This is a genomic window from Staphylococcus sp. FSL H8-0121, from assembly GCF_038008425.1.
Lineage (GTDB): Bacteria > Bacillota > Bacilli > Staphylococcales > Staphylococcaceae > Staphylococcus > Staphylococcus pasteuri.
Genome location: NZ_JBBOZB010000002.1, coordinates 490164 through 516117, shown reverse-complemented (window position 1 = coordinate 516117; position 25954 = coordinate 490164). Strand labels below are relative to the sequence as shown.

24 protein-coding genes and 1 pseudogene are annotated in these 25954 nt (G+C 31.2%); 17 read left to right on the top strand and 8 right to left on the bottom strand.

The window, feature by feature from the left end; all coding sequences use genetic code 11:
* Window positions 1–68: 68 nt before the first annotated feature.
* The gene (locus LFT63_RS07990) at window positions 69–626 is read right to left on the bottom strand and encodes a hypothetical protein (RefSeq protein ID WP_017636632.1); all 558 of its coding nucleotides are present in this window, start codon (window positions 624–626) and stop codon (window positions 69–71) included.
* 304 nt (window positions 627–930) lie between these two features.
* On the opposite strand from LFT63_RS07990, the gene LFT63_RS07985 reads away from it, so the two are divergent.
* A complete protein-coding gene (locus LFT63_RS07985) occupies window positions 931–1860 on the top strand; it encodes a hypothetical protein (protein ID WP_340768639.1) in 930 nt (309 codons plus the stop codon).
* 57 nt (window positions 1861–1917) lie between these two features.
* On the opposite strand, the gene LFT63_RS07980 is transcribed toward LFT63_RS07985, so the two are convergent.
* Window positions 1918–2349, bottom strand: coding sequence for a hypothetical protein (locus tag LFT63_RS07980; RefSeq protein ID WP_445684207.1), 432 nt, complete (start codon window positions 2347–2349; stop codon window positions 1918–1920).
* Window positions 2350–2612: 263 nt separating this feature from the next.
* Between LFT63_RS07980 and LFT63_RS07975 the strand changes: the two genes are divergently transcribed.
* Entirely contained in the window at window positions 2613–3950 is a 1338-nt protein-coding gene (locus LFT63_RS07975; protein WP_340768635.1) for an aspartate aminotransferase family protein, read from the top strand.
* A 73-nt stretch (window positions 3951–4023) separates the two neighbouring features.
* On the opposite strand, the gene LFT63_RS07970 is transcribed toward LFT63_RS07975, so the two are convergent.
* Complete coding sequence (locus LFT63_RS07970) at window positions 4024–5478, bottom strand: APC family permease (RefSeq protein WP_340768633.1); 1455 nt, start codon at window positions 5476–5478, stop codon at window positions 4024–4026.
* Window positions 5479–5808: 330 nt separating this feature from the next.
* On the opposite strand from LFT63_RS07970, the gene LFT63_RS07965 reads away from it, so the two are divergent.
* From LFT63_RS07965 to budA, 5 genes are all read left to right on the top strand, one after another.
* Window positions 5809–6495 (top strand): YoaK family protein, encoded by a 687-nt coding sequence (locus tag LFT63_RS07965; protein WP_340768630.1) that lies wholly within the window; start codon window positions 5809–5811, stop codon window positions 6493–6495.
* Between the two features lie 31 nt (window positions 6496–6526).
* Window positions 6527–7408: a cidABC operon transcriptional activator CidR gene (cidR, locus tag LFT63_RS07960; protein ID WP_029055949.1), complete on the top strand. Its 882-nt coding sequence runs from the start codon at window positions 6527–6529 to the stop codon at window positions 7406–7408.
* Between the two features lie 346 nt (window positions 7409–7754).
* Window positions 7755–8708, top strand: a complete 954-nt coding sequence (locus tag LFT63_RS07955; protein ID WP_017636626.1) for an L-lactate dehydrogenase — start codon at window positions 7755–7757, stop codon at window positions 8706–8708.
* A gap of 110 nt (window positions 8709–8818) precedes the next feature.
* A complete protein-coding gene (gene alsS, locus LFT63_RS07950) occupies window positions 8819–10483 on the top strand; it encodes an acetolactate synthase AlsS (protein ID WP_017636625.1) in 1665 nt (554 codons plus the stop codon).
* A 34-nt stretch (window positions 10484–10517) separates the two neighbouring features.
* Window positions 10518–11222 carry an acetolactate decarboxylase gene (gene budA / locus LFT63_RS07945; RefSeq protein ID WP_017636624.1) on the top strand — a complete coding sequence of 235 codons (705 nt, stop codon included), beginning with the start codon at window positions 10518–10520 and terminating at the stop codon, window positions 11220–11222.
* Window positions 11223–11285: 63 nt separating this feature from the next.
* Here the strand turns inward: budA and LFT63_RS07940 are convergent, their stop codons facing one another.
* Window positions 11286–12164, bottom strand: coding sequence for an oxidoreductase (locus tag LFT63_RS07940; protein ID WP_037555593.1), 879 nt, complete (start codon window positions 12162–12164; stop codon window positions 11286–11288).
* 76 nt (window positions 12165–12240) lie between these two features.
* Here LFT63_RS07940 and panB point away from each other — a divergent pair, with 76 nt between their 5' ends.
* The 7 genes from panB to LFT63_RS07905 all read left to right on the top strand — a co-directional run bounded on the left by panB (window position 12241) and on the right by LFT63_RS07905 (window position 19262).
* Window positions 12241–13059, top strand: coding sequence for a 3-methyl-2-oxobutanoate hydroxymethyltransferase (panB, locus tag LFT63_RS07935; RefSeq protein WP_029055953.1), 819 nt, complete (start codon window positions 12241–12243; stop codon window positions 13057–13059).
* Complete coding sequence (gene panC / locus LFT63_RS07930; protein ID WP_017636621.1) at window positions 13052–13903, top strand: pantoate--beta-alanine ligase; 852 nt, start codon at window positions 13052–13054, stop codon at window positions 13901–13903. The genes panB and panC overlap by 8 nt, the downstream gene beginning before the upstream one ends.
* 1 nt (window position 13904) lies before the next feature.
* Window positions 13905–14285, top strand: coding sequence for an aspartate 1-decarboxylase (panD, locus tag LFT63_RS07925; protein ID WP_029055954.1), 381 nt, complete (start codon window positions 13905–13907; stop codon window positions 14283–14285).
* 163 nt (window positions 14286–14448) lie between these two features.
* Entirely contained in the window at window positions 14449–15390 is a 942-nt protein-coding gene (locus LFT63_RS07920) for a zinc ribbon domain-containing protein (protein WP_232159547.1), read from the top strand.
* Between the two features lie 184 nt (window positions 15391–15574).
* A complete protein-coding gene (locus tag LFT63_RS07915; RefSeq protein WP_340768621.1) occupies window positions 15575–16462 on the top strand; it encodes a TcaA second domain-containing protein in 888 nt (295 codons plus the stop codon).
* A gap of 344 nt (window positions 16463–16806) precedes the next feature.
* Window positions 16807–17898, top strand: coding sequence for a zinc ribbon domain-containing protein (locus LFT63_RS07910; protein ID WP_340768619.1), 1092 nt, complete (start codon window positions 16807–16809; stop codon window positions 17896–17898).
* Complete coding sequence (locus LFT63_RS07905; protein WP_283940326.1) at window positions 17898–19262, top strand: zinc ribbon domain-containing protein; 1365 nt, start codon at window positions 17898–17900, stop codon at window positions 19260–19262. The genes LFT63_RS07910 and LFT63_RS07905 overlap by 1 nt, the downstream gene beginning before the upstream one ends.
* Before the next feature lie 74 nt (window positions 19263–19336).
* On the opposite strand, the pseudogene LFT63_RS07900 reads toward LFT63_RS07905, so the two are convergent.
* Window positions 19337–21019: pseudogene (locus LFT63_RS07900) on the bottom strand (CocE/NonD family hydrolase).
* A 146-nt stretch (window positions 21020–21165) separates the two neighbouring features.
* Between LFT63_RS07900 and LFT63_RS07895 the strand changes: the two are divergent.
* The gene (locus LFT63_RS07895; protein ID WP_029055960.1) at window positions 21166–21753 is read left to right on the top strand and encodes a TetR/AcrR family transcriptional regulator; all 588 of its coding nucleotides are present in this window, start codon (window positions 21166–21168) and stop codon (window positions 21751–21753) included.
* Window positions 21754–22255: 502 nt separating this feature from the next.
* Here the strand turns inward: LFT63_RS07895 and LFT63_RS07890 are convergent.
* Window positions 22256–22705: a VOC family protein gene (locus LFT63_RS07890; protein ID WP_029055961.1), complete on the bottom strand. Its 450-nt coding sequence runs from the start codon at window positions 22703–22705 to the stop codon at window positions 22256–22258.
* 165 nt (window positions 22706–22870) lie between these two features.
* On the opposite strand from LFT63_RS07890, the gene LFT63_RS07885 reads away from it, so the two are divergent.
* Window positions 22871–23371, top strand: coding sequence for a DUF3278 domain-containing protein (locus tag LFT63_RS07885; protein ID WP_029055962.1), 501 nt, complete (start codon window positions 22871–22873; stop codon window positions 23369–23371).
* A 146-nt stretch (window positions 23372–23517) separates the two neighbouring features.
* Entirely contained in the window at window positions 23518–24204 is a 687-nt protein-coding gene (locus LFT63_RS07880; protein WP_445684206.1) for an epoxyqueuosine reductase QueH, read from the top strand.
* 52 nt (window positions 24205–24256) lie between these two features.
* Here the strand turns inward: LFT63_RS07880 and LFT63_RS07875 are convergent, their stop codons facing one another.
* Window positions 24257–24565, bottom strand: coding sequence for a hypothetical protein (locus tag LFT63_RS07875; protein WP_375371830.1), 309 nt, complete (start codon window positions 24563–24565; stop codon window positions 24257–24259).
* Between the two features lie 119 nt (window positions 24566–24684).
* On the bottom strand, window positions 24685–25752 hold the full coding sequence (locus LFT63_RS07870) for a quinone-dependent dihydroorotate dehydrogenase (protein ID WP_017636609.1): 1068 nt from the start codon (window positions 25750–25752) through the stop codon (window positions 24685–24687).
* Between the last annotated feature and the right edge of the window lie 202 nt (window positions 25753–25954).

Genomic DNA, 25954 nt, shown 5'->3' with positions numbered 1-25954 from the left:
AAATTATATAAAAAATAGAGAGCTATCATTTTAAAAACGATAACTCTCTACATATATATATATTGAATTTATGAGGTTTTTCTTAATTGTCTTTGGCTAATAAGTATTGTACCTGCAACAAGTGACAGACCAGCTAATGCTTCATTAGGTAGTATATCTTTTTGGCCAGATTCAGGTAGTTCATCTGATTTTACATGACCAACATAGTAAGCATTTAACTCTTTTGTACTGTCTACAGATGTATTTTCTTGTTTAGCATCTTCTTTTTCGTTATAGGATTTTGAACTAATACCTTGTGCAGTATAATTATCTTTTGAATTTAAAGTACTATATTCTCCAAAGTTACCACTTTTATATTCAACTTCACCATTTTTATATACTTTATATGTTCCAACGCCAACACCAGATTTATTGTTTATACCAATGATGAAATATTGTCCTTTATCTTTAACTTGATTAAAGTTTTGCAAGTCGGGATTACCACCACTATTTGTCATAGCCTGTTTTGCCACTTGGACGGCATTGTTTGTTGTGACTTCCTCAGCTTTAGCTTCACTAGCAAATGATGTTGAAAAGAGAACAGCAGTTGCTAAAACAGTTGTTACTAGTATAGAGCGTTTCTTCATAATGAAAACCCCATTTCCAATTAGTGAATGATTTAATATTTCTTACATCAATAGTGTACCACCCATTTTTTATAAATAGGCTAATTTAAAGTAATCAACACTTAAACTTTAAGTTATGTTAAAGAACTTAATAATTCATACAGATGGGACTATAACGATTTAAATTGATATTGAAAACAATACTATTGTTAAAGTTATGTAAATTACAACTATTGTGTAAATGGATATATGTTTTTGAAATAATGTAGTTTATAATAAAATTATAATGTAATGTATATACAAAAATAACAAAGGGGATTGTTTAATGAAAAAGGTAGCAGGGGCTTTATTAACAGCATCTTTACTTTTAGCAGGGTGTAGTTTTGGAAATAATGACAATGACAAAGGAAGTTCTAAAGTATCTGATGACTCAACTAGTGAGAGTAATAGTAACAGTGATAATAAATCGAATAACAATCAATCTTCACAATCTAGTAGTTCAAATAATTCATCTTCAAATCATTCAAAATCACAACAAGAAGATACAAACTCTGAAGAATATTATGCTAAAGTTTGGTTAACTGCGCTAGATAGTTATAGAGGTTCTAAAGAAAGCCAATTTGAAGATTTAGAAATCCAACATGGAGATGCGTCAAATGGGCTCGTTAATCCATACATGCCTAAAAATTCTGCTCGTTTACCAGAAGGTACTCAAGTATTATTACCGAGTGTTAATGCAGCAGGTCAGGTTGTATATAAAAATAACAATGATGGCACAATCACACTTTATAATGTTCCATCACATTTCCAAGGAAAAGAATGGGTTACACCTAGTTATTCCGATAGAGAAACACAAAGAATTATAGATGAAGCGAAAACAGTTAAATTATATGATGCGAGTCAATCCGAAATTGATAAAATGTTAAAATACATGTCATCTGAAGAAGTTAAAGGTTTCGGAGAACCTATTGATGAAAATCAAGATTTTAGTGAATCAGACGATTCTGATGATAGTGATAGTTCTTCAGATTCTGAAGACACAACTGTAACGCGTGATAACGTGATAGATAAAGTTGAAGATTATGAAGGTCACAAATTAGATACTGACACATACACATATAAAGAACCAGAAAAGAATAGTGATGGAGAGTGGGGCTTCTCATTCACTGATAAAGACGGTGACCTAGCAGGATCATATATTGTTGACGAAGATGGTAATGTTACTAAATATGATGAAAATGGTGACGAAGAATAGAAAAAGTTAAATAAGCTAAAAAAGGTCGATGCATGAATTTGCGTCGACCTTTTTGCTTTATCTATATTTATTGTTCCTACTAATGAAACTGATACTGATATACATTGATAAAGTGAAAATAATATGTGCAATCATCCACCACATGTATTCTAACCAACTAAATGTGAAAAATGATCTTTGAGCAATACTAATAAGTAAAGGGTACATAATTACAAATATAATCATTAATGGTAGATAAGCTAAATGATAAAAATGTTTAGAAATATAATACAAAATCACAAAAACAATATAAATGCTAATACCAATAAATAGGTGAATAATTATCTCCATCCAAGTTGGTACATTTTGAGGATTAGTTAAAAAATCTATATTAAGTAACAATTGAGTTAAGTGCGTATGTTGTAAAAATAAGTCTATAACGACATTACTTATTAATAAGATAAAGGAAATGATTATAGCACTTAAAAAATGGTATAAAATTTTTAAAATAAATAACACATCCTAACAGTTATTTGATAGTAATGATTTCCCTATTTACTACTATTTATACACAAATATTTCAGTATAAATAGTAGTTATGATTATTTTTAGTTAGAATTTTCGGAAAATATTTACAAATCTGAAAAATATTAGTATATTGAGTACTATCATCAAATCGAAATCATTTTATAACTGAGGAATAATGAATATTATTTTATCTAATTAATTAACAGTAATGAAGTGAAGTTCAATCATGGAAGGATGATTTGATTATGAGTAAAGCGCACGACTTAATAAAAGAAGATGAGCAATATTTTGCTAAATCTGGAAGAATCAAATATTATCCTTTAGCCATTGATCATGGCTATGGTGCAACATTAGTTGATGTTGATGGCAAAGAATACATTGATTTATTAGCTAGTGCAAGTTCACAAAATGTAGGGCATGCACCAAAAAAAGTAACAGATGCAATTAAAAAACAAGTCGACAAATTCGTACATTACACACCTGCTTATATGTATCATGAACCATTGATTCGTTTGTCTAAAAAATTATGTGATATTACACCAGGTGACTACGAAAAAAGGGTGACATTCGGTTTAACAGGATCAGATGCTAATGATGGCATTATCAAATTTGCCCGAGCATATACTGGTCGACCATATATTATTAGTTTTACTAATGCCTATCATGGCTCAACGTTTGGGGCTTTATCCATGTCAGCGATTAGTTTGAATATGAGAAAAAATTATGGACCGTTATTGAATGGTTTTTACCATATTCCATTTCCTGATAATTATAGAGGTTTATTTGAACAACCCGCTTCAAATACTGTAGATGAATATTTAGCACCACTTCGAGAAATGTTTGATAAGTATGTCCCAGCTGAAGAAGTCGCTTGTATTGTTTTAGAAACGATTCAAGGCGATGGAGGTTTATTAGAGCCAGTGCCAGGTTATTTCAAAGCTTTAGAAAGTATTTGTAGAGAACATGACATACTCATTGCTGTAGATGATATTCAACAGGGATTAGGTCGCACAGGTACATGGAGTTCAGTTGAACACTTTGATTTTACACCTGATTTAATTACATTTGGCAAATCATTAGCTGGTGGATTACCTATGTCAGCTATTGTTGGCCGTAAGGAAATTATGGAGACACTAGAAGCTCCGGCTCATTTATTTACTACGGGTGCTAATCCTGTTAGTTGCGAAGCGGCATTGGCGACCCTTGAAATGATAGAGGAAGAACATTTACTTGAAGCAAGCACTGAAAAGGGTAAATATGTGCGTCAAACAATGGATCGATGGGTAAAAGATTACGACTGTATCGGAGATGTAAGAGGTATAGGATTATCAATAGGTATTGATGTCGTATCTAATTCTATAGAAAAGACACGTGATCCAGAAGCTGCATTAAAGATTTGTAACTATTGCTTTGATAAAGGCATAGTTATTATCGCAGTTGCAGGTAACGTATTAAGGTTCCAACCTCCATTGGTTATCACATATGAACAGTTAGATTATGCTTTAACTACAATTGAAAATGCGATAAAAGCATTAAATAATGGAGAATTAAATCAATATGAAATAGAGGGCCAAGGTTGGTAATCTATAGTGAAAATATCTAAAAAAAGAGAGTTCCACAAAGTGAATTAAACTTCGTGGAACTCTTTTTTTGTTTTTAAGATTTTTTAGGTGAGTGATATGCATCGTCACGGTCTTTTTTAGAATGTCTCATTCCATAAAATAGATAAATGATTATACCAACAATAAACCAAATTAATGTATATAATTTAGCTTCAAAACTTAATCCCCAGAATACTAATAGAACAAGGATAAAAGTTACTGCTGGTAATACTGGATACAATGGTAACTTAAACGATGGAACAGGTAAGTCTTTACCTTCACGTTTTCTAAGTTGATACATTGCTAACGAAACAAACATAAATGCTATTAATGTTCCAGCTGAAATTAATTGTGCTAAGAAAGCAAATGGGAACATTGATCCAATAATAACGGCGACGATTGTTAAAATAACTAAGGATCTATTTGGTAAATGTTTGTTGTTAAGTTTTCCTAACCAAGCAGGTAACAAACCATCACGTCCAAATGAATATAGCAATCTTGAACCTGCTAACATCATTCCAATTAAAGCAGTAAACATACCAATAACTGAGATAGCTTGTACTATAGCTGCAATAATACCATGACCACTTTCACGTAATGCCCAACCTACAGGCTCAGCATTATCAGCGTACTGACTGTAATGGAACATACCTACTAATACTAATGCTACCGCTACAAATAATACGACAGCAATGACTAAAGAACCTAAAATACCTCTAGGCATTGTTTTAGAAGGGTTAACCGCTTCTGCAGAGTTAGCAGCGATTGAATCAAATCCAATATATGCTAAGAAAATCATAGATACGCCAGCATAAATACCTTGCCAACCACCGAAGTCACCTGCATCAGTTACTTTATGTTCAGGAATAAATGGAACATAATTGCTAAAGTTAAGGGCAGTTAAACCTACAATTACAAATAATATGATAGCTAATACTTTTAAATTTACTAAAATATTTTCCATACGAGCAGCTTCACTCATACCTCTTGATAAAAGTAATGCAGTTAAAATAATAACAATGGCAGAGACAATATCAATGACACCGCCATTACTACCTAATGGATTCGATAATGCTTTAGGTAATTCTATACCAAGAGGCTTAATTAGACCCCTTAAATTGGCCGAGAAACCAGATGCAACGAATGCAACGGCAATGAAGTATTCTGCTAATAAGGCCCATCCTGCAACCCAACCAAAGAATTCACCAAATAAGACATTGATCCATGAATAAGCAGAACCAGCAAAGGGCATTGTAGAGGCCATTTCTGCATATGTAAATGCAACTAATCCGGCTACAATAGCTGCTAATAAAAATGATAGAGCTACTGCTGGACCTGCATGTTCCGCAGCTACTACCCCAGGTAATGTAAATATTGATGTGGAAACGATAGTACCCACACCTAATGCAAGAAAATCACGAACACGTAAAGTTCTTTTTAAATGACCATCTTTACTTTGATAGATGGAAGGATCTTCTTTTTGTGTTAAACGTTTAAAAAAACTAGACATACTAAACCTCCGTAAATAAATGAGTTATATTTAACTGTCATTTTAATAATTTATATAATAGCATAAATCGTTTGTATTTTGTCTAAAAATTCTGAAAAATTAAAACTTTCCGTTTTAATTGGAGGATATTGTTGACAAAATATTCAAATATAAAAGGATAAACTTGATTATAACAGAAAATAACCCTATAAAAAGTATTTTTTTAATAAATGTGAACTATATTTTAGCTTTTTACAATTTATTCTTTACAATAGAGTTATATTGAACTTTCAATAAAATAAAGATTATCACGTTTTAATATTTTAAAAGTAAAAAATAGAGGCGATAAATGTGGCTTTAGAAAAATTTATTAGAGAGAACATATATCAAAGTAAAGAAATTGCCGTACTTCTTACCTTTGTAGGCGGATATATTGATGCATATACCTTCTTAACTAGAGGAGGCACACTTGCAGCCGGACAAACAGGAAACATTATATTTCTTGCTTCAGAGTTATCACATAGTGATTTAAATGGAGGAATGTTAAAAATTTCGTCAGTCATTTCATTTATGGTTGGTGTCATGTTCGTCTCTTTAATCCATCATCAAATGGCAACACGATATTGGAGATTAGTATCTTTAGTGCCTATCACATTAAGTTGTATTATTGTCGGGTTTTTACCTACTTCTGTTTCAAATTTATATATTCTCCCTCCACTAGCATTTGGTATGGCAATGTTTACAACATCTTTTAGTAAAATTGAGGGTGAAGGATATAATAATACCTTCTCTACAGGAAACATTAAGAATGGTGTCATTGCATTGAGTGAGTATATGTTAAATAGGGATAAGGCTCAATTGAGAAAGGCTCAACTTTACATTAGAATAGTATTAAGCTTTATTATTGGTGCCATTGTCTCAGCAGAAGTTCAACTATTTTTAGGAACTTATGCCATATTAGTTGCGGCAACAATATTGATAGTCATTTTTATATTTTACAGTTCATTAATTTATAGAAGAGAACATACAGCTGAATAACTACTAAACTTTAATTTAAGAGGTAAAAGCTATGGAAATAAAACAAATCAAATACTTTGTTGAAACAGTCAGACGTGGTGGTATGACACAAGCATCAGAACATCTATATATCGCACAGTCAACGATAAGTAAAGCAATCAAAAGTATAGAAAATGAATACGATATAACATTATTCGATCGTTCTCAAAAGCAAATCAAACTGACAGATATTGGTCAGACATTTTATGATAACAGTTTAGAATTTTTAGCGTTATTTGAAAAACTATCATTAGAGATGAATGATGTCATGAATGTGCAAAAAGGACATATTAGAATAGCCTTGTCACCAATGATGAATGTTCAATTATTTACTGATAGTTTGAATCAATTTCACCAGTTATATCCGAAAGTGACTTATGAAGTCATGGAAGGTGGAGGTAAAATAGTTGAGAACCTCACAGAAACAGATGAAGTAGATATTGGAATTACGACGTTACCTGTCGATGCATCATTATTTCATTCAGTTCCACTATATAATGAAGAGTTATTGTTAGTGGTTAGTAAAAATCATTCACTAGCACAACAAGAAAAAGTCGATTTAGCTGAACTTAAAGAGGAAGAATTTGTATTGTTCCATGATGATTATTATCTTAAAGATCAAATTATTGAAAACTGTAAGCGATTAGGATTTTATCCTAAGACTGTAGCTAATATATCTCAAATTAGTTTTATAGCGAATATGATTAGTCAAGGTATCGGAATTAGCGTGGTACCAGAGAGTTTAGTTCGTTTAATGGGAGATAATGTAAAAGCACTACAATTAGAAAATGCAGATTTATCATGGCATCTAGGTTTAATTTGGAGAAGAGATGCATATCTTAATTTTGTAACACGTGAATGGATTCAATTTATAAAAGACTTAAGAACGAAATAGACATTTAATTTAATATCAGAACAGTAAAAAATACTTTAATGGACATGTACATTGAAGTATTTTTTCTATTACTTTTTTCTATATCAAACCTATTCCTTTTTGGAATGTTATTAATCGAAATTATGTATTTTATTAATACTTCACAAACTACTATAATTAAGTGCGTAGGGAACTTAAAACCAACAAATTAGTGACGTTAACATCATTTGAACCCTTGTATGTTTACACACAAATATTAATAAAGTATATTTAAAATGAAAGTGGATTATATGTAATTAAATATATGTATGAGGCGATAACATATGCTTTGTATTCAGTCTCATCAAAAATGAAGGAGTTTTTCGATATGAAAAAATTTGGTAAAAAAGTTGTTTTAGTTGGAGATGGCTCAGTAGGATCTAGTTATGCATTTGCAATGGTAACTCAAGGTGTTGCAGATGAATTCGTAATTATCGATATTGCTAAAGATAAAGTTAATGCTGACGTTCAAGACTTAAACCACGGCGCACTTCATAGTGATTCACCAGTTGTCGTTAAAGCTGGAGAATATAGTGATTGTAATGATGCAGATTTAGTTGTAATTACAGCTGGAGCACCACAAAAACCAGGTGAAACACGTTTACAATTAGTAGAGAAAAACACAAAAATCATGAAAGATATTGTAACTAGTATTATGGATAGTGGTTTTGATGGTTACTTCTTAATCGCTGCAAATCCAGTAGATATCTTAACTCGTTATGTTAAAGAGTTAACTGGATTACCAGCTGAACGCGTTATCGGTTCAGGTACAGTATTAGACTCTTCAAGACTTAGATATTTAATTAGTAAAGAATTGAATGTAGCACCTGCAAGTGTCCACGCTTCAATTATTGGTGAACACGGTGATTCTGAATTAGCTGTATGGTCAAAAGCCAACATTGCTGGTATTTCAGTTTATGACACACTTAAAGAACAAACTGGTAGCGAAGCTAAAGCACAAGAAATTTATGAACAAACAAGAGATGCTGCTTATGAAATCATTCAAGCTAAAGGTTCAACTTATTATGGTATTGCACTAGCATTATTAAGAATTTCAAAAGCATTATTAAATAATGAAAACAATGTATTAACTGTATCTTCACAATTGAATGGTGAATATGGATTTAATGGTGTATATGTTGGTGTACCAACTTTAATCAATGAAAATGGTGCAAGCAAGGTTTATGAAACACCTTTAAGCGATCATGAAAAAGAATTATTCAAACAATCTGTTGAAGCATTAGAAACAACTTATGATTCAGTGAAACATCTTTTAGATTAATCTATCAGAATATACTTTAAATATTTTATCAAGTAATGGGGAATCATTTTCACACTGATGTTATCGTCACGATAAAATAAATATGTGAAAAATGGAAGGAAATGAATAGCATGGCAGACAAACAATATACCGCAGCCGATATGGTAATTGATACTTTTAAAAATAATGGTATTGAGTACGTATTTGGTATTCCAGGTGCAAAAATTGATTATTTATTCAATGCATTGGAAGACGACGGACCAGAACTTATTGTAACGCGTCACGAGCAAAACGCGGCAATGATGGCACAAGGTATAGGACGATTAACTGGTAAACCAGGTGTCGCACTTGTTACAAGTGGTCCAGGAGTGAGTAACTTGACTACTGGATTATTAACAGCAACATCTGAAGGAGATCCCGTATTAGCATTAGGAGGACAAGTTAAACGTAATGACTTACTTCGTTTAACACATCAAAGTATCGACAATGCTGCTTTATTAAAATATTCAACAAAATATAGTGAAGAAGTTCAAGATCCTGAATCTTTATCAGAAGTTATGACAAACGCAATGAGAACAGCGACATCAGGTAAAAATGGTGCAAGCTTTATTAGTATTCCGCAAGATGTCATTTCAGCACCAGTTCAATCTAAAGCAATCGCACATTGTGAAAAACCTAGTCTTGGTATTCCAAGTGAACAAGATATTAATGATGTGATTGAAAAGATTAAAAATGCTGAATTCCCTGTTTTACTTGCTGGTATGAGAAGTTCAAGTGCTAACGAAACGAACGCAATTCGTAAATTAGTTGAAAAAACCAATTTACCAGTTGTAGAAACGTTCCAAGGTGCTGGCGTGATTAGCCGTGAATTAGAAAATCATTTCTTTGGTCGTGTAGGATTGTTCCGTAACCAAGTTGGTGATGAATTACTTCGTAAAAGTGATTTAGTAGTTACAATAGGTTATGATCCAATTGAATATGAAGCAAGTAACTGGAATAAAGAATTAGATACTAAAATTATCAATATTGATGAAATTCCAGCAGAAATTACTAATTATATGCAACCAATGAAAGAATTAATTGGTAATATTGCAGGAACAATTGAAATCATTTCTAACAAAGTTGATGAACCATTTATTAATCAACAACATTTAGATGAATTAGAAAAATTAAGAGCGCATATTATTGAAGAAACTGGTATTAAAGCAACACATGAAGACGGTGTGTTACATCCAATCGAAATTATCGAATCAATGCAAAAAATGTTGACTGATGATACAACTGTGACAGTAGACGTAGGTAGTCACTATATATGGATGGCTCGTAAGTTCAGAAGCTATAATCCAAGACATTTACTATTCAGTAATGGTATGCAAACATTAGGTGTTGCTTTACCTTGGGCTATTTCAGCTGCACTTGTAAGACCAAATACACAAGTTGTTTCAGTTGCTGGAGATGGTGGTTTCTTATTCTCAGCACAAGATTTAGAAACAGCCGTGCGTAAAAATTTAAATATCATTCAATTAATTTGGAATGATGGTAAATATAATATGGTCGAATTCCAAGAAGAAATGAAATATGAACGTTCATCAGGTGTAGATTTTGGTTCAGTTGACTATGTAAAATATGCCGAAGCATTTGGTGCTAAAGGAATACGTGTCACTAACCAAGAAGAACTAGAAGCAGCTATCAAAGAAGGATATGACACTGATGGTCCAGTATTGATTGATATTCCAGTTAACTATAAAGATAACATGAAGCTTTCTACAAACATGTTACCTGACGCATTTAACTAATAAAGATGAACACGAATTAGGAGTGAAATTGTTTATGACTAATGTCTTATACCAACACGGTACATTAGGAACATTGATGGCAGGATTACTAAAAGGGACTGCATCAATTAATGAACTATTAGAACATGGTGATTTAGGAATAGCAACACTTACTGGTTCTAATGGGGAAGTAATATTTATTGATGGTAAAGCTTATCATGCTAATGAACATAAAGAATTTGTTGAATTAAAAGGCGATGAATTAACACCTTATGCTACAGTAGCAAAATTCACAGCAGATACGACTTATCAAACTAAAGATAAATCATCTGAAGCGGTCTTTAATGAAGTGAAAGAAAAAATGCTTAGTGAAAATTTATTCTCAGCAGTAAAAATTTCTGGAGTTTTCAAAAAAATGCATGTACGTATGATGCCAGGTCAAGAACCACCGTATACTCGTTTAATTGATTCAGCACGTAGACAACCTGAACAAACTGAAACGAATATCAAAGGTTCTGTAGTTGGTTTCTTTACACCAGAATTATTCCATGGTGTAGGTTCAGCAGGTTTCCATGTTCATTTTGCTAACGATGATCGTAACTTTGGTGGTCACGTATTAGACTTTGAAGTCGAAGACGTTAAAGTTGAAATACAAAACTTCGAAACATTTGAACAACATTTCCCATCATATGATGAAACATTTACAAATGCTGATATTGATTATAAAGATATTGCAGATGAAATAAGAGAAGCTGAATAATTATAGTAAAACTGAGGCGTGATCAATAACGTCTCAGTTTTTTTGTTTGTCTATAAAAATAAATTATTGTGAACTTGAATTTTGAATAATACGTTGTTGATAGCTAGATAAAAATGAATAAATAGTATCTAAATAAGGCGTATGTAATTGATGTTGTCGTGCCTTATTGTATATATAGCCCTGTATTGCTTCCATTTCTAAAGGCCGATTAGACATGATATCGTAATACATACTTGTTCCCATTTGATCAGGATAACCTTCATATATTGTCATAATAGAGTTTAGCGTGCTTTCATCAAAAGTGATTCCCTCAGCATTTGCTACTGTAATACCCTCTGAAATAATTTCTCTACAAATATGTTTAATATGAGCTGAATGCAAAATTTTAGCTGTATCTCGACCTACTGCTGTTATTGAATTAATTCCTAAATTGACTAATAGTTTATACCATATTTTTTGTTCAATATTATCTTCAAGTATTATTTTAATTTTAGTTTTGTTAGTTAACTTTTGTAATTGTCGTGTTCTTGTTGTATCTTTCAAATGAAGACAATAGTCTCTATAATGCACGATATTATTATTGTTTTTCTGACCACTGATATAGACTACAGCTTGATATGCATGTTCATAAGGAATTTTCTCTAGATATCCATATCCATTTTGAGCAAGGATAATTAATGTATTTTCATGTATGATTGAAGATAATTTTGAAAGTACAGAATCTAGTTGGTATGTTTTAACGGCAATGAATAGTACATCAAGAGGTTGAATTATATTTTGATAAGGTGTAACAGACATTGTGATTGCTTCTTTTTCATTTTCTGGGAAATAATGTAATTCTTGTCTTTTTTTACCAATTAATAAAGTGTCAGGATATTTCTTTTGTAATTCAATAGCTATAGTCGTTCCAACAGCTCCAGGACCAATAACACCAATTGTCATAATATTTATGCTTTCCTTTCTTGATTAGATTCATTATACTATTGCTAATAATATAGGAAATTGAGGATGAATTGAATTGAAAACTTTAGCTCAGTTAATTGAAATGAAACAAATAGGTAACAAAATTTCAATGGTTACTGCTTATGATTTTCCTAGTGCAAAACAAGCACAAGAAGCAAATATAGATATGATACTAGTGGGAGATTCCTTAGGGATGACTGTGTTAGGTTACGAAAGTACAGTTCAAGTTACAATAGATGATATGATACACCACGCAAAAGCCGTACGTCGTGGAGCGCCAGACACGTTTGTAGTCGTAGATATGCCAATTGGTACGGTTGGTATCAGTGATGAGCTGGATTTACAACATGCTTTAGATTTATACCAACAAACGAACGCAAATGCGATTAAAGCGGAAGGTGCTCATTTAGCAACATTTATAAAAAAAGCGACTAGAATGGGTATTCCGGTTGTAGCACATTTAGGTTTAACACCACAAAGTGTAGGCGTAACAGGATACAAATTACAAGGTAGTACTAAAGAAGCAGCATTACAATTAATTGAAGATGCTTGCCTTATGGAAGAATCGGGTGCAATTGCGCTAGTTCTTGAAGCAATACCTAGTGATCTTGCCCAAGTAATTAGTGAAAAATTGTCGATTCCAGTCATAGGTATCGGTGCAGGAAAAGACACTGATGGGCAAGTATTGGTTTATCATGACATGCTCAACTATGGTGTTGAACGTCATGCAAAATTTGTTAAGCAATATAGTGACTTTTCAATTGGTATTAATGGTTTAAAACAGTACAATGAAGAAGTTAAATCAGGCGCATTTCCCTCTGAAACACACACGTATAAGAAAAAAATTATGAGTGAGGTAAATAACAATGACTAAAGTGATAACAACGGTAAGTGAAATGCAAAATATTGCTAAAGAATATAAGACACACGGACAAACGATAGGTTTTGTACCTACTATGGGTGCTTTACACGAAGGTCATTTGAAAATGATGGAATTATCATCAGAATTTAATGATGTAACTGTAGTGAGTATTTTTGTTAATCCACTACAATTCGGACCTAATGAAGATTTTGATGCATATCCTCGCCAAATTGATAAAGATGTTGAAATGATAGAACAAATTGATGTCGATTATGTGTTTTATCCAAGTGTAGAAGAAATGTATCCTGATGAACTAGGTGTAACACTTAAAATTGGTAAATTAGCACATGTACTTGAAGGTGCACAACGTCCGGGACATTTCGAAGGTGTTGTAACTGTAGTTAATAAATTATTTAATATTGTAAGTCCAGATTATGCTTACTTTGGTAAAAAGGATGCGCAACAACTGGCAATCGTAGAAAAAATGGTCAAAGATTTTAATCAGCCAATTGAAATTATAGGTGTGGATATTGTTCGAGAAAAAGATGGATTAGCAAAAAGTTCAAGAAATGTTTACTTAACAGTTGAGGAAAGACAAGAAGCGGTTCATTTAAGTAAGAGTTTGAAATTAGCACGTGAATTATATAATAATGGAGAACGCAATAGTTCAGTTATTATAGATGAAATTACTCAATATTTACTTGATTACACAAGTGGTCAAGTAGATGAAGTGGCTATCTATAGTTATCCAGAGTTAGAAGAACAAACTAAAATTGAAGGTCAAATCTTTATTTCATTAGCTGTTAAATTTTCAAAAGCACGTTTGATAGATAATATAATAATTGGAGCTGAATAAGTTGATAAGAACAATGATGAATTCTAAAATTCATAGAGCAAGGGTGACAGAAGCTAACTTAAACTATGTTGGCAGTATCACTATTGACTCAGATATTTTAGAAGCGGTTGATATATTACCAAATGAAAAGGTTGCAATCGTAAATAATAATAACGGTGCGCGCTTTGAAACTTATGTCATTGCTGGTGAAAGAGGTACTGGTAAGATTTGCTTGAATGGTGCTGCAGCTCGTTTAGTTGAAATAGATGATGTAGTTATAATTATGACTTATGCTCAATTAAATGAAGAAGAAATTAAGCATCATGCACCAAAAGTAGCTGTATTGAATGAACATAATGACATCATTGAAATGATACATGAAAAAGAAAACACAATTGTTTAATAACAGTGATAATTAAATATATAAATGCAAGTCCTAACAAATTAGTATAATTTATTGTTAGGACTTTTTAAATATTAATAAATAAAATAAAAATAATATAGAATAGGGTGTTGAAATGTAATATAATCTATCTAAATAGTTATAGTGGAGGAATTAAAAATTCATGAAATGTCTTAATTGTGGTCAGAATCATCAACCAGAAGATCGATTTTGTGTTCAATGTGGTGCAGAAATAATTAAACCAGATGAAGCGACACAAAACGTTCCAACAGCATCTACAATGACAGAGGACCAACAACTTCAAAGTACTTCAAAGCAATCTCAGAAAAAAGATGATGTTAATAATGAACGTCAATTATATAAAAAGACGACATCGGTTCATCAAACAACGAGAAAGCGATCTACACTTGAAGAAAATGACTCATTTGTTGAAGAAATAACAGATGATAATATGTCATCGATGGAAAATTTCTTTAAAGATTTACAAATTGAAGGTAAAAAATTCTTCACCCATGTATTTAAATCTGTGGATGATATTTTTGAGAATCAAGTCACATTTAATTATCGTTTTTTATTATCATTAGTATGTATAGGAACGTTGTTGAGTACTTTACTAATAATCATTTTATCTTCAGATTTATTTTTATTTATGGCAAGCAGCTCACCTTTAAAGATAACTTTCTATATATTGATGATAATGTTAGGTAGTACAACTTTATCAATTGGCGTGTTGTATAGTGTTTTGAAAATAAGTTTAAATACGAAAGTCCAACTTCACAAGGTCGTGTCTGATTTCATTGTCGTTAATACGTTTTCAGTCATAACATTATTAATAGGATTGATATTAGCTATACTAGGCGTAACAAAATTAGCTATCATTATCTTAGTTGTTGCTAGTGTTTTGTTATATATCATTTCACCGTCATATATTTTGGCTAAATATAGTGTTATGTATAGTACAAAAATCGCAAGCATATATAGTATCATTATCTATCAATTGGTAATGACAATTTTAGTTTATTTATTAGGTCATATGATTATAGAACAATTAATCAACGATTATCTTATGAAATTATGGGATAGTGGTTTTAATGGCTTACTGTAAACAATGCAAGAAACCTATGTATATTAATAATGATTACTGCACAAGATGTTATCATTCTATGTTAGCTACAAAAAAATATACAGAAAGATATTCGCATCAAATTCATGCTTCTCATGCGTCTAAAAGGTATCGATTTCGCAAACCTAAAAAACCATTGTCACTTATAATACTGGTACTTTGTTTGATGACGATCATATTAATTAGTATTTTATCTTTCTATAGATTAGAAAACGCACTAGATAAAAAGGTTCAATTATTTTCAGATGCAATCGATCATAAAAATACGGACCAATTGATTGAATTAGTAATATCCAATAATCAACAATTAACAAATGAAGAAGCTAAGGCATATGTATCTTTGATCAATTCATTTGGTGGTAATAAAAAATTCTTACATCAATTAACATCGGCAGCATATCATTTAAAACAAAATAAATGTAAAACACAAGATGTTGAATTAGAAGGAGTGACAATCTTAACGATACATCAACAGATTCATTTATTCGGTTTGTTTAAAAACTTTCAATTTGAAATACCACGATTTAACTTTACATTAGATGCTAAAGATAATGGTAAATTGACATATCGTTTAAATAACAAAAAGTATAATGTTCGTTTAGTAAAAGGTCATATCGTTAGTTTAAATGCTGTACCTTTAGGTGAATATAAATTAGACGCAACTAAAAAAATCGGAAATCGTACATATGACGGCAATATTATTTTTAGTTTGAAAAAATATGGTACTTTAGCTAAAGAAGATTTTAGTGAAAAAAGATTTAAAGTAACAACTAAAAATAGTTATATGTTTAATAAAATGGATTTAGTTATTAATGATAAAAATGTTGGTAGATTAAAAGACTATATTAATTATGGACCTTTTAGTGGAGAAGATGACTTGCTTGTTTATGGTGTAGGTTATGTAGGGAACCAAGCATTTAAATCAAATGAAGTGAATGTACCATCTATTAATAGTGATGAAAGTCCTGTTAATGTTGTTCTTACATTTAATGAAGCAGAAGTATTTAGTCAATCTGATCATCAACTAAATAAGAAAATACATAAAAATAAATAATAACAATTAAGAACCTGGGACATATCTTTTAGAAAAATGGCTAGTAAATGAGTTTATCAAAACTCGTTTACTAGCTTTTTTATTTACAATATATCGTATTTTTGTGTGACTTTAAATTAAAAAATAAAACGCTTTTTATATTAGGACTAATTGTGTTACCAACTACTTACTATCTATTAAAAAATATTTTTTTAGTAAAAATATCTATTAAGGTATTTGATATATCTAAAAATATAACAAACTTTATTAAAGGTTTTTAAAAATATTTGAAATTTCATAGAAAACAACATAAATAAAATGTTATAATTTGCAAAGATAAATAATAAAATACTGGAGGTACCATTATGAAATGCCCTAATTGTGGTCATCAAATCGAACAAGATGATGTATTTTGTGGAGAATGCGGCACAAAAGTTAATCGTCAATCTAATGCAGTTACATCAGCAGAGGACGATATTAAACAAGCTGATTCTCACTCAAATAAACAACAGGCCACTCAATCAACTCATAATAGCACAATGAATTCTACTAGCAATGCCTCACATGAACAATCACAATCAATGAATCAAAGTAATGCATCTGCAGAAACTCACGCAAATCACAATCAATACCAACACTCACAACCTAACAACACACAACAGCAATACCAAAATCAAAACCCAAACCAGAATCAAAATCAAAATCAAAATCCAAATCAGAACCAATACCAGAATCAATATCAAAACTATAATCAAAATCAACAGTACCAACAACAACCACATCAGTATCAACAACAAACAAATCAGTTTAGTGAACAAGCTAAAGAAGTGACTCAAGAAAGTAAAGGTTTCTTCAAAAGTGCTTTTGTAGATCCTGATAGAGAGATTAAAAGTACTCATACATTCAGTTTTAAATTATTAGGTTCACTATTAGCAATTGGATTAATCGTACTTGCAATCATTCTTTTCTTAGTTATTCCAGAAGAAGTATCTTTATTTACTTCAGAATCCAAAATCGTGTTCTCTATTATTATTAGCTTAATTATTCTTTTAGCTGCAATTGTAGGTACAATATTCGGAATGACAAGATTAGTTGTAGTTCAAGCGATACCATTTAAAAAGGTATTTTCTGATTTCATATTAATTAATAGTGTCACAGTTGCAATGTTACTTGTATCTATCATTCTATTAGTTATGGAAGCATACACATTTGGCATGGTTGTCTTAATGTTATCTTTCGTTATACTTGTAGCTTCTGGTGTATATTTAATTGCGAAATATAGTGGTATTAACTTCACTAGATTTTCAAGTTTTTATGGTATTGTTATTTACTTAATTGTTATTTTTATCTTGATGAGAATTTTCGGAGAAGTAACACTTTCAAGTATTTTAGAATCATTTGATGAAACAAGAGATTCATTCTTTAATAACTTATTCGGTGGAGGTAGTGGTTATTAATGAAATATTGTAGTAATTGCGGTAAACCTTTACGCCAAGACGTTAAAATTTGTACTAATTGTGGGGCACCAGTTAACACATCTCAGGATTCACAACAAAATTCTCACAATCATACTCATTCACAACAACCTAACCAAGGTTATAATAATGCATCTATGTATCAACAATATGAACCACAACCGAAGAAAAGTAAGAAAAAAACAATATTAATCATTGTTATAGTTGCAGTTGTTTTAGCAATGTTAATTGCTATCTTTGCAATTTTAAAACATCAATTTTCACCTGAAAAACAAGCAGACCAAATCGCACATGCAGTTAAGAAAGATGATGCAAAAGGTCTAGCTAAACAAGTGACTTCAGCAGATAATAAATTGAGTGAACAAGAAGCACGTGCTTATTTAAATTACCTCAAGGCTGAAGGCGACTTAACTAACGTAGCAAACCAAATTGAAAGTAATACGAAAGAAGTTGAGCACGGTAAATATCATAGTTTATCTGTTAATACAGACGATGATAATGTATTAAATATTGAAAAAGACGGCAAAAAATATTTATTCTTTAATAACTATAAATTCAATATTCCACAAAAAAAAGTATATATTGAACCTACTGATACCGGTGATATTACTTATAAATTTAATGGGGAAAAACATCATCTTTCTGTTGATGAAGCTGAAAGTAAACCAATGGGCACGTTCCCAATTGGAGATTATAATTTAAAGGCCTCTAAGAAAATGGAAGGTAAAACATTCGATGGTGCGATTAACATTACTATGAGTGAGGAAGACGGTATTGCGAAAGAATCATTTAGACAAAAGCGATTCAACGTAACTACTGAAGGTGGTTCAATGTTAGATGATATTAACATCTATGTGAACGATAAAAATGAAGGCGATGAATCTGATACATTTGGTCCTTATGATCCTGACGAAGATGTCATCGTATATGCACAAGGTACTTTAGAAGGTGAAACATTTAAATCAAGTTCTGTAAATGTTTCAAGTGCTAGTGAAGAAGATAATGGCGTATCAGATGTAACAGTCAAATTTGATGAAGACGCTATAGATGATTATTACGATAAGAAAATGGAATCAGACGACGATGATGATGACGATGATAGTGACAGTGATTCAGAAGAAGTAACTCGTGATAACGTTATCGACAAAGTTGAGTCATATGAAGGACATACATTAGATACAGATGAATATACGTACAAAGAACCTGAAAAAACAGATGATGGCAAATGGGGATTCTCATTTGAAGATAAAGATGGTAATTTAGCAGGTTCATATACTGTAGATTCAGATGACGGTTATGTAACTGAATATGATGAAGACGGAGAAAAAGTAGGTTCTGGATACTAAAAGTTCCAGAAAATAATTAATAATAAATGACCACCCAAAAGGAGAAATCCTTTTGAGTGGTCATTTTAATATATTTATTTTGTTACGGGAATGATTAGTTGAGAATCGTATTGTCCGCCAGTGTGAATATGATGATGTCCTTTATTTACTGTTTCGTTATGTTCATAACGTGTACTCATACCAGGTGTACTATTACCTTTTACTACTTCGCTTCCTTTTACAACAACTTCTAGAGTTTCACCTTGTTTAAATAATGTGCCTGAAGGTAGTAATTCAATTTCTACAGGAACGACTTCACCATTATTAAGTTTTAATTCTTGTTCATGTGTATGCCAAGGTTGAGCAATGGTTGATTTTTCTTGATCTAATTCGCGATGTGAAGCACGTAACCAACCAGTTGCAACTTGACCATCTTCAATATGGTTAAAGTCAGGGAAGTGCACTTCATTACCACGACGATCTAATTTTTTAATACCTGCAAATAAATCCATATCGTCTGTATCATCTGTACTTACCCATAATTTTAAGTTCATATTACCTACTAATTCTGTATCTTTATCAAATGTATAACTGAAGCGTACTTCGTCTTGTTCATTTTCAGAATCATAACTAGTTGTATTTTCTTCAGAGACAGCATTTTGATTTAATGTTAATTCTTTACCATTTAAATATAGAGGAGTATATTCAGTATTTGGTAATGGGAATGATGTTGCTATTTTGAATTCACCTCTATAGAATTGGTCTCTTACTTCATAAGTGACAGTTGGTGTGTCTTACCAATCATTATCTTCTTCTTTTAGGTAATAATCGAAGAACGCTTTTTGACGTTCAAGATTTTCTCTAGCATAATAACTTTCCCACTCTTTACGACCATGGATATATAGCCATTTGTCTTCTGAGCTTGCTTGTTTAAATCCTTCAAATGAACCACGATTGTGTAAACCTTGAGTTGACCAACTTGCACAAGCTAAGATAGGTGTTTTGATTTGATGAAGTGGTGCTTGGCGTTGTTTCCAGAAATCATCAAATAATGGATGGTCTTTTTGAGCTTGAATTAAATCTTCAATATTTGGATTATCTGTCCATCTCGCAAAGATTCCTTGAATCCAGAAACGATAGAATCCTGTATCTGGAATACCACCGTGGAAAGCAACTTCACGATACATATCGTTTAAACCTTCCCATGGAATCATAGCTTTTAAATGAGGAGGATTTAATGACGCAACCCACCATTGTGTAACTGCAAGATATGAAACACCATTAGTTCCGATATTACCATTACTCCATTCTTGTTGTGCAGCCCATTCAATCACTTCATAGTAATCTTCTGCTTCACGTTTTGACCATGGAGATAAGACACCATTTGATTTTGAACTACCTCGCAATGCAACTTTGATAACAACATAATCTTGAGGGACCCAGAAACCTGGATCTGGTGATTCTTCAGGCGTGAAGCTTGAAGTAGGTATAGCGCCTAATGTTGGCCAATTAGCACCCATATTAGTTATTTTTGGTTTGTTATCTTTACCATACGTATCTGCAGACATCACTACTGGGAATTGACCTTCTTTGTTAGGACGGAAAATATTCACATATAAATTTTCGCCATCTTTCATTTCAACAGTAACATCTTTTTCCATAATCATTTCTTGATTACCAAATTGTACACTATCTACAACAATATGATTTAAACCTTCTTTAACATCGCTAACATCTGTAACAGTTAATTTTGGATTTCCTAATAAATTGCTTGTCATATGAATCATCCTTTACATGATTTCTTTTTCTTTACACCTTCATGATAAGAGGTAATAATCAGAATTCCAATCATCAATGTCCTTAATTTGTGTAATAACCAACAAACAACGTATACTTGTTGTATAGAGATAAAGGATGTGACATTATGCCGCAAGATCGACGCATTAGAAAATCACAGCAAGCAATCAGACAAGCATTTATCGATTTATTGCATAAACAGGAATTAGAACAAATTACAGTTCAACAAATTTCAGATTTAGCAGACGTCAATCGTAGTACATTTTATACGCATTACATAGATAAATATGATTTATTAGAACAAATGGAAGATGAGCAGGTTAAAGAAATTAAAGTATTTATTGAAGAAAATGATGTATATAGTAATAAAGCAATATCAGCTGATAATATACGTACGATTATGGAGTTTTTAATTGGTAATATAGAAGAGAATATGTCGTTTTATCAACTTATGTTTAATATTGGTAAGGATTCCAATTTGCATGAGAAGCTATATGAACTTATCACAGGACATTTAAATCATTTTAAAAACGACAATAATAAAATTGGTAACATACCATTTTCTTATTTTATGAGTTATGTATCTGGAGCGGGGCTTTCATTTATACGTCATTGGGTAGAGGATCCTAACCGTATATCGAAAGAAGAATTGATTCAATATTTTTATGATATTGTCAATAACGGCCCAGCTACAATAATACAACGAGAGAAATAATAAATGAGGCAGAGACATAAAGTTCTTGAACAAGAGAAAAAAGGTAACTTCTATTGAAATAATATAGAAATTACCTTTTTATCTATGAGATTTTGTTTTAAACACTGATTATGAAATTGTACAAATAAAGATTTTGATAAAGCATCTACTTTGGAGTTTACTCTAAATCGATTAATCTTTATACATAAGGATTCCATTAATTTAGTTTAGTGATGCTTATTAAATTATACGAAAGTGCCTTATTTTTTAAATATTTTAAGTAAAATTACATATAAATACGTAGTATTTATGGCGAGACTCCCGAGGGAACAGTGCTAGTTGAAGACCTTAGAAATACTCACAGATTTATCTGTGCTGTATTTCTGGCTGAAACTGTACCCTGGGAAAGAGAGCCATACAATACGAAGTATTGGGTATAAAGAAAGCACTAAGATGATTAAAATAAATCACCTTAGTGCTATTATTTTGGGATTTATGTTCCAGCCTGTTTATTATTACCTATTTACTGATTCGTTGCATTATAATCTTGACCATGTAACATCCATCTTACGCCATATTTATCGTTGAAGACGCCCATTTTACCGCCCCAAAATTGTTCTGATAATGGTAGTTCAATATTGATAGACTCATGGTCTTTAATTTTATCGTAGAAAGCTTCTACTTTTTCAGTTTCTTCTTTATCATTAACATCAAAATCAATTAATAATGAAATGCCGTTATTGATTGGTTGAATACGTTCGAATGAATCTGCACCTAAAATTTTCACACCAACAATTTCAAATTCTGCATGCATAGTTGCTTCTTTAGCTTGTTCTTTTGTCATTCCAAAATGTTCCGCTTGATCTTCTCCGACTTCTAAACGTTTAATATTCATCGCACCAAATACTTCTTCGTAATATTTTAAAGCTTCTTTAGTGTTTGGAAATGCTAAATAAGGTGATAATTGAGTCATAAAACTGCTCCTTAGTCTTTTATATTATATTGCTAACAACATCATACAATGTTCTATGTTAAATGAATACAATTAAGTATTAATGTCATTTATATTTGACATTAATACATGTGTCATATATATATTAGACATATACTAAAATTACTAGTTGAAAGGGGTATTCATATGAGTCAGTTGAATGAAAAGTTATTAAATTGGATTACTAATACATCAACTGAAAAAGATGAAAGGGAGAGAACGCTTTTAAATCAAAAATTGGCTACTACATTTATAATTACTTATATTGGTATGCCTATTTTGTTACTGTCTAACCTAATCATTGATGCGTATCACCAAACAATTTCATTAAATACAATATCACTATTCATTTTCTTTTTTATAATTAATGGCGTATTGTTATATAAAACAAAATCTGATGAACTAAATAAAGATAAAGTTTATTCACCAGAAGAATATAAAAAATTAGTGAATAAATATCGAATTAAAAGTGTGATTTTGATGCTTTACTTCGGAAGTGCTATGTTTCTCTTAGGTTTAATCATAAAATATTTACAGCATACAAGTATTCAATGGGGTATGGAAATTATTACTGCTATTATTGCGGGTATTGTATTTGGTGGATTTATGTATGTTTATCAAGTAAATAAAATCATGAAAGAATATTAAACTTAATATTGAATTAAATAAAATAAAAGTAATTTCTCTGAGAACACTCTTTCATTATCGATTTATTGTATAATATTCATAAATTATATAATAAATAATGAAAGGAGTGTTTTCTTTTGATTGAAGCGGGCGACATTTTGAGAAAAATGAAAAATCAAAAGGTAAACTATGACAAAGTGTTAAGGAAAATGATTCAACAATGGGAAAGGGAAAACGAGCGCCCTAAAATTTTATTACATAGCTGTTGTGCGCCATGTAGCATATATACTTTAGAATTTTTAACACAATATGCTGATATCGCTATTTATTTTGCTAATCCCAATATTCACCCTAAAAATGAATACTTAAGACGTGCCAAAGTACAAGAAATGTTTGTTCAAGATTTCAATAAAAAGACAGGTTCAAATGTGAAGTATATTGAAGCTGAATATAAACCACATGAATTTATGAAAATGGCTAAGGCTAAAGGGTTAACTGAGGAGTCTGAAGGTGGTCTAAGATGTACTGCTTGTTTTGAAATGAGACTTGAATTAGTAGCAGAAGCAGCTATTAAATATGGTTATGATTATTTTGGTAGTGCGATTACATTATCTCCTAAAAAGAATGCACAATTAATTAATCAATTAGGGATGGATGTGCAAAATGTATATAACGTTAAATACCTACCTAGTGATTTCAAGAAAAACAAAGGTTATGAACGTTCTATAGAAATGTGTAATGACTATAATATATTTAGACAATGTTATTGTGGATGTGTCTTTGCAGCAATGAAACAAGGTATTGACTTTAAACAAATCAATAAAGATGCAAGTGCATTTTTACAACAATTTTAAAAATACCCAGAGTTAAAAGGCGAGAGCCTTAACTCTGGGTATTCTAATAAAGTTAAATCATTTTATGAATGAAACGTATAATTGCCATAATGGCGATAACTAACATAGCAAGGAAAGAGAATAGTTTAAAGCGTTTATTTTCTTTCTTTACTTCTTTGTCATCATTTTCCATCATTTCTTGTAATTCGCGTTCAATTTCTAAATCAAGATCTGTTTTGCGATAACCATGTAGCCCTTTACGTTCATCTTCTTCGTTACTTTCAGCCTTGCTATTGTTATCGATATTATCTTGTTGCGTTGAATGATTCATATCTTTTTCTTTTGTTTCTTCTCGCACTTTAAGAATGCCTCCCATATTCATGACACATAACATTGAGTAAGTTTTAATTTATAACTATCTATGATTACTTTAATTTATATCCTATATAAAAGACCTATACAAAGTAAAGATATTATACTATTAACTGAATTATTAGTACGCTACTTTGCATCTAATCCAATAATATCACTAATATTTTGATAATCATTTTGTTTTAAATACTGAGCGATTTCTTTATTTATTTTCTTAGTTAGACCTGGACCTTCTATTACAAGAGATGAATAAATTTGTAGTAATGAAGCTCCATTACGTATCATTTTAATTGCGTCTTCAGAACTAAAGATGCCACCAGTACCAATAATTAGTAATTCTCCATTAGTTTCTTGGTATGCTAATTTAACTAATTTTAAATTACGTTCAAATAATGGACGACCACTTAACCCACCATCTTCAACACGATTGGCTGATGTTAAACCATCACGTTGACGTGTCGTATTCGCAAGAATAACACCGTCAAAATGTTCTTTAATAGTTGGTAAGAGTGATTTTAATCCATTTTCATCCATGTCAGAAGTAAGTTTTAAGAATATAGGTACATTAATTTCATTTTGTGCTTTGAATGTTTCTAAAGCACTACATAACATTGAAAATTCATCTTTGTCATGAAAATTTTGTAAGTTCTCAGTATTTGGAGAACTGATATTCACAGTGAAGAAATCCACGTCATTTTTAAATGTATCTATAACTTTAATGTAATCTTGGTAACGGTTATCATAAGAAGTCATTTTATTTACACCAACGTTAAGACCGATTGGCGTATGATAAGCATGACGTCGTAAGTTACTAAGTGCTTTATTCATTCCAATATTATTAAAGCCCATACGGTTAATTAAAGCATCGTCTTCTAATAATCTATACATACGAGGTTGAGGATTACCAGGTTGTGGTTTTGGCGTGATACCACCTAATTCTAATGCACCAAATCCAAGGTTTTCTAAAGCTTTAGGTACTTCACAAGATTTATCATAACCAGCGGCAAGTCCAATAGGATTTTCAAATGTGATACCATGGATATTTTGTGAAAGAATTGGGTTTTGATAATCGAATAATTTTTTCATAATAGGTAATACATATGACTGTTTTTGTGTGATTTTTAGTGCATCAATTGTTAATCCATGTGCTTTTTCAGGTTCGATTTTGAATAATAATGGTTTGATTAGTTTATACATATTAACGCTCCTAGTTCATTATATTTGAGGCTTACTATCCTCAATTTAATATATTTGAAACTTTTCCTTTTAATAGACTAGCACTTTCATATTAAATTTCCTAGTTAAATTATAAAAATTTAAAAAATAGTCGAACTTCTAAATAATGATTCATTCACATAGGTGACATACTTAAAGATTAAAAGTGATATATTTAGGAAAT

Bases quoted from the DNA above. Each gene is read 5' to 3' on its own strand.
- LFT63_RS07875 (WP_375371830.1), bottom strand. From the start codon at position 24,565: ATGAATATGGGAGGCATTCTTAAAGTGCGAGAAGAAACAAAAGAAAAA.
- LFT63_RS07870 (WP_017636609.1), bottom strand. From the start codon at position 25,752: ATGTATAAACTAATCAAACCATTATTATTCAAAATCGAACCTGAAAAA.
- budA (WP_017636624.1), top strand. From the start codon at position 10,518: ATGACTAATGTCTTATACCAACACGGTACATTAGGAACATTGATGGCA.
- LFT63_RS07915 (WP_340768621.1), top strand. From the start codon at position 15,575: ATGACGATCATATTAATTAGTATTTTATCTTTCTATAGATTAGAAAAC.
- LFT63_RS07905 (WP_283940326.1), top strand. From the start codon at position 17,898: ATGAAATATTGTAGTAATTGCGGTAAACCTTTACGCCAAGACGTTAAA.
- LFT63_RS07890 (WP_029055961.1), bottom strand. From the start codon at position 22,705: ATGACTCAATTATCACCTTATTTAGCATTTCCAAACACTAAAGAAGCT.
- LFT63_RS07920 (WP_232159547.1), top strand. From the start codon at position 14,449: ATGAAATGTCTTAATTGTGGTCAGAATCATCAACCAGAAGATCGATTT.
- LFT63_RS07975 (WP_340768635.1), top strand. From the start codon at position 2,613: ATGAGTAAAGCGCACGACTTAATAAAAGAAGATGAGCAATATTTTGCT.
- LFT63_RS07885 (WP_029055962.1), top strand. From the start codon at position 22,871: ATGAGTCAGTTGAATGAAAAGTTATTAAATTGGATTACTAATACATCA.
- LFT63_RS07985 (WP_340768639.1), top strand. From the start codon at position 931: ATGAAAAAGGTAGCAGGGGCTTTATTAACAGCATCTTTACTTTTAGCA.
- LFT63_RS07895 (WP_029055960.1), top strand. From the start codon at position 21,166: ATGCCGCAAGATCGACGCATTAGAAAATCACAGCAAGCAATCAGACAA.
- LFT63_RS07970 (WP_340768633.1), bottom strand. From the start codon at position 5,478: ATGTCTAGTTTTTTTAAACGTTTAACACAAAAAGAAGATCCTTCCATC.
- LFT63_RS07940 (WP_037555593.1), bottom strand. From the start codon at position 12,164: ATGACAATTGGTGTTATTGGTCCTGGAGCTGTTGGAACGACTATAGCT.
- LFT63_RS07880 (WP_445684206.1), top strand. From the start codon at position 23,518: ATGAAAAATCAAAAGGTAAACTATGACAAAGTGTTAAGGAAAATGATT.
- alsS (WP_017636625.1), top strand. From the start codon at position 8,819: ATGGCAGACAAACAATATACCGCAGCCGATATGGTAATTGATACTTTT.
- panC (WP_017636621.1), top strand. From the start codon at position 13,052: ATGACTAAAGTGATAACAACGGTAAGTGAAATGCAAAATATTGCTAAA.
- cidR (WP_029055949.1), top strand. From the start codon at position 6,527: ATGGAAATAAAACAAATCAAATACTTTGTTGAAACAGTCAGACGTGGT.
- LFT63_RS07990 (WP_017636632.1), bottom strand. From the start codon at position 626: ATGAAGAAACGCTCTATACTAGTAACAACTGTTTTAGCAACTGCTGTT.
- LFT63_RS07955 (WP_017636626.1), top strand. From the start codon at position 7,755: ATGAAAAAATTTGGTAAAAAAGTTGTTTTAGTTGGAGATGGCTCAGTA.
- LFT63_RS07910 (WP_340768619.1), top strand. From the start codon at position 16,807: ATGAAATGCCCTAATTGTGGTCATCAAATCGAACAAGATGATGTATTT.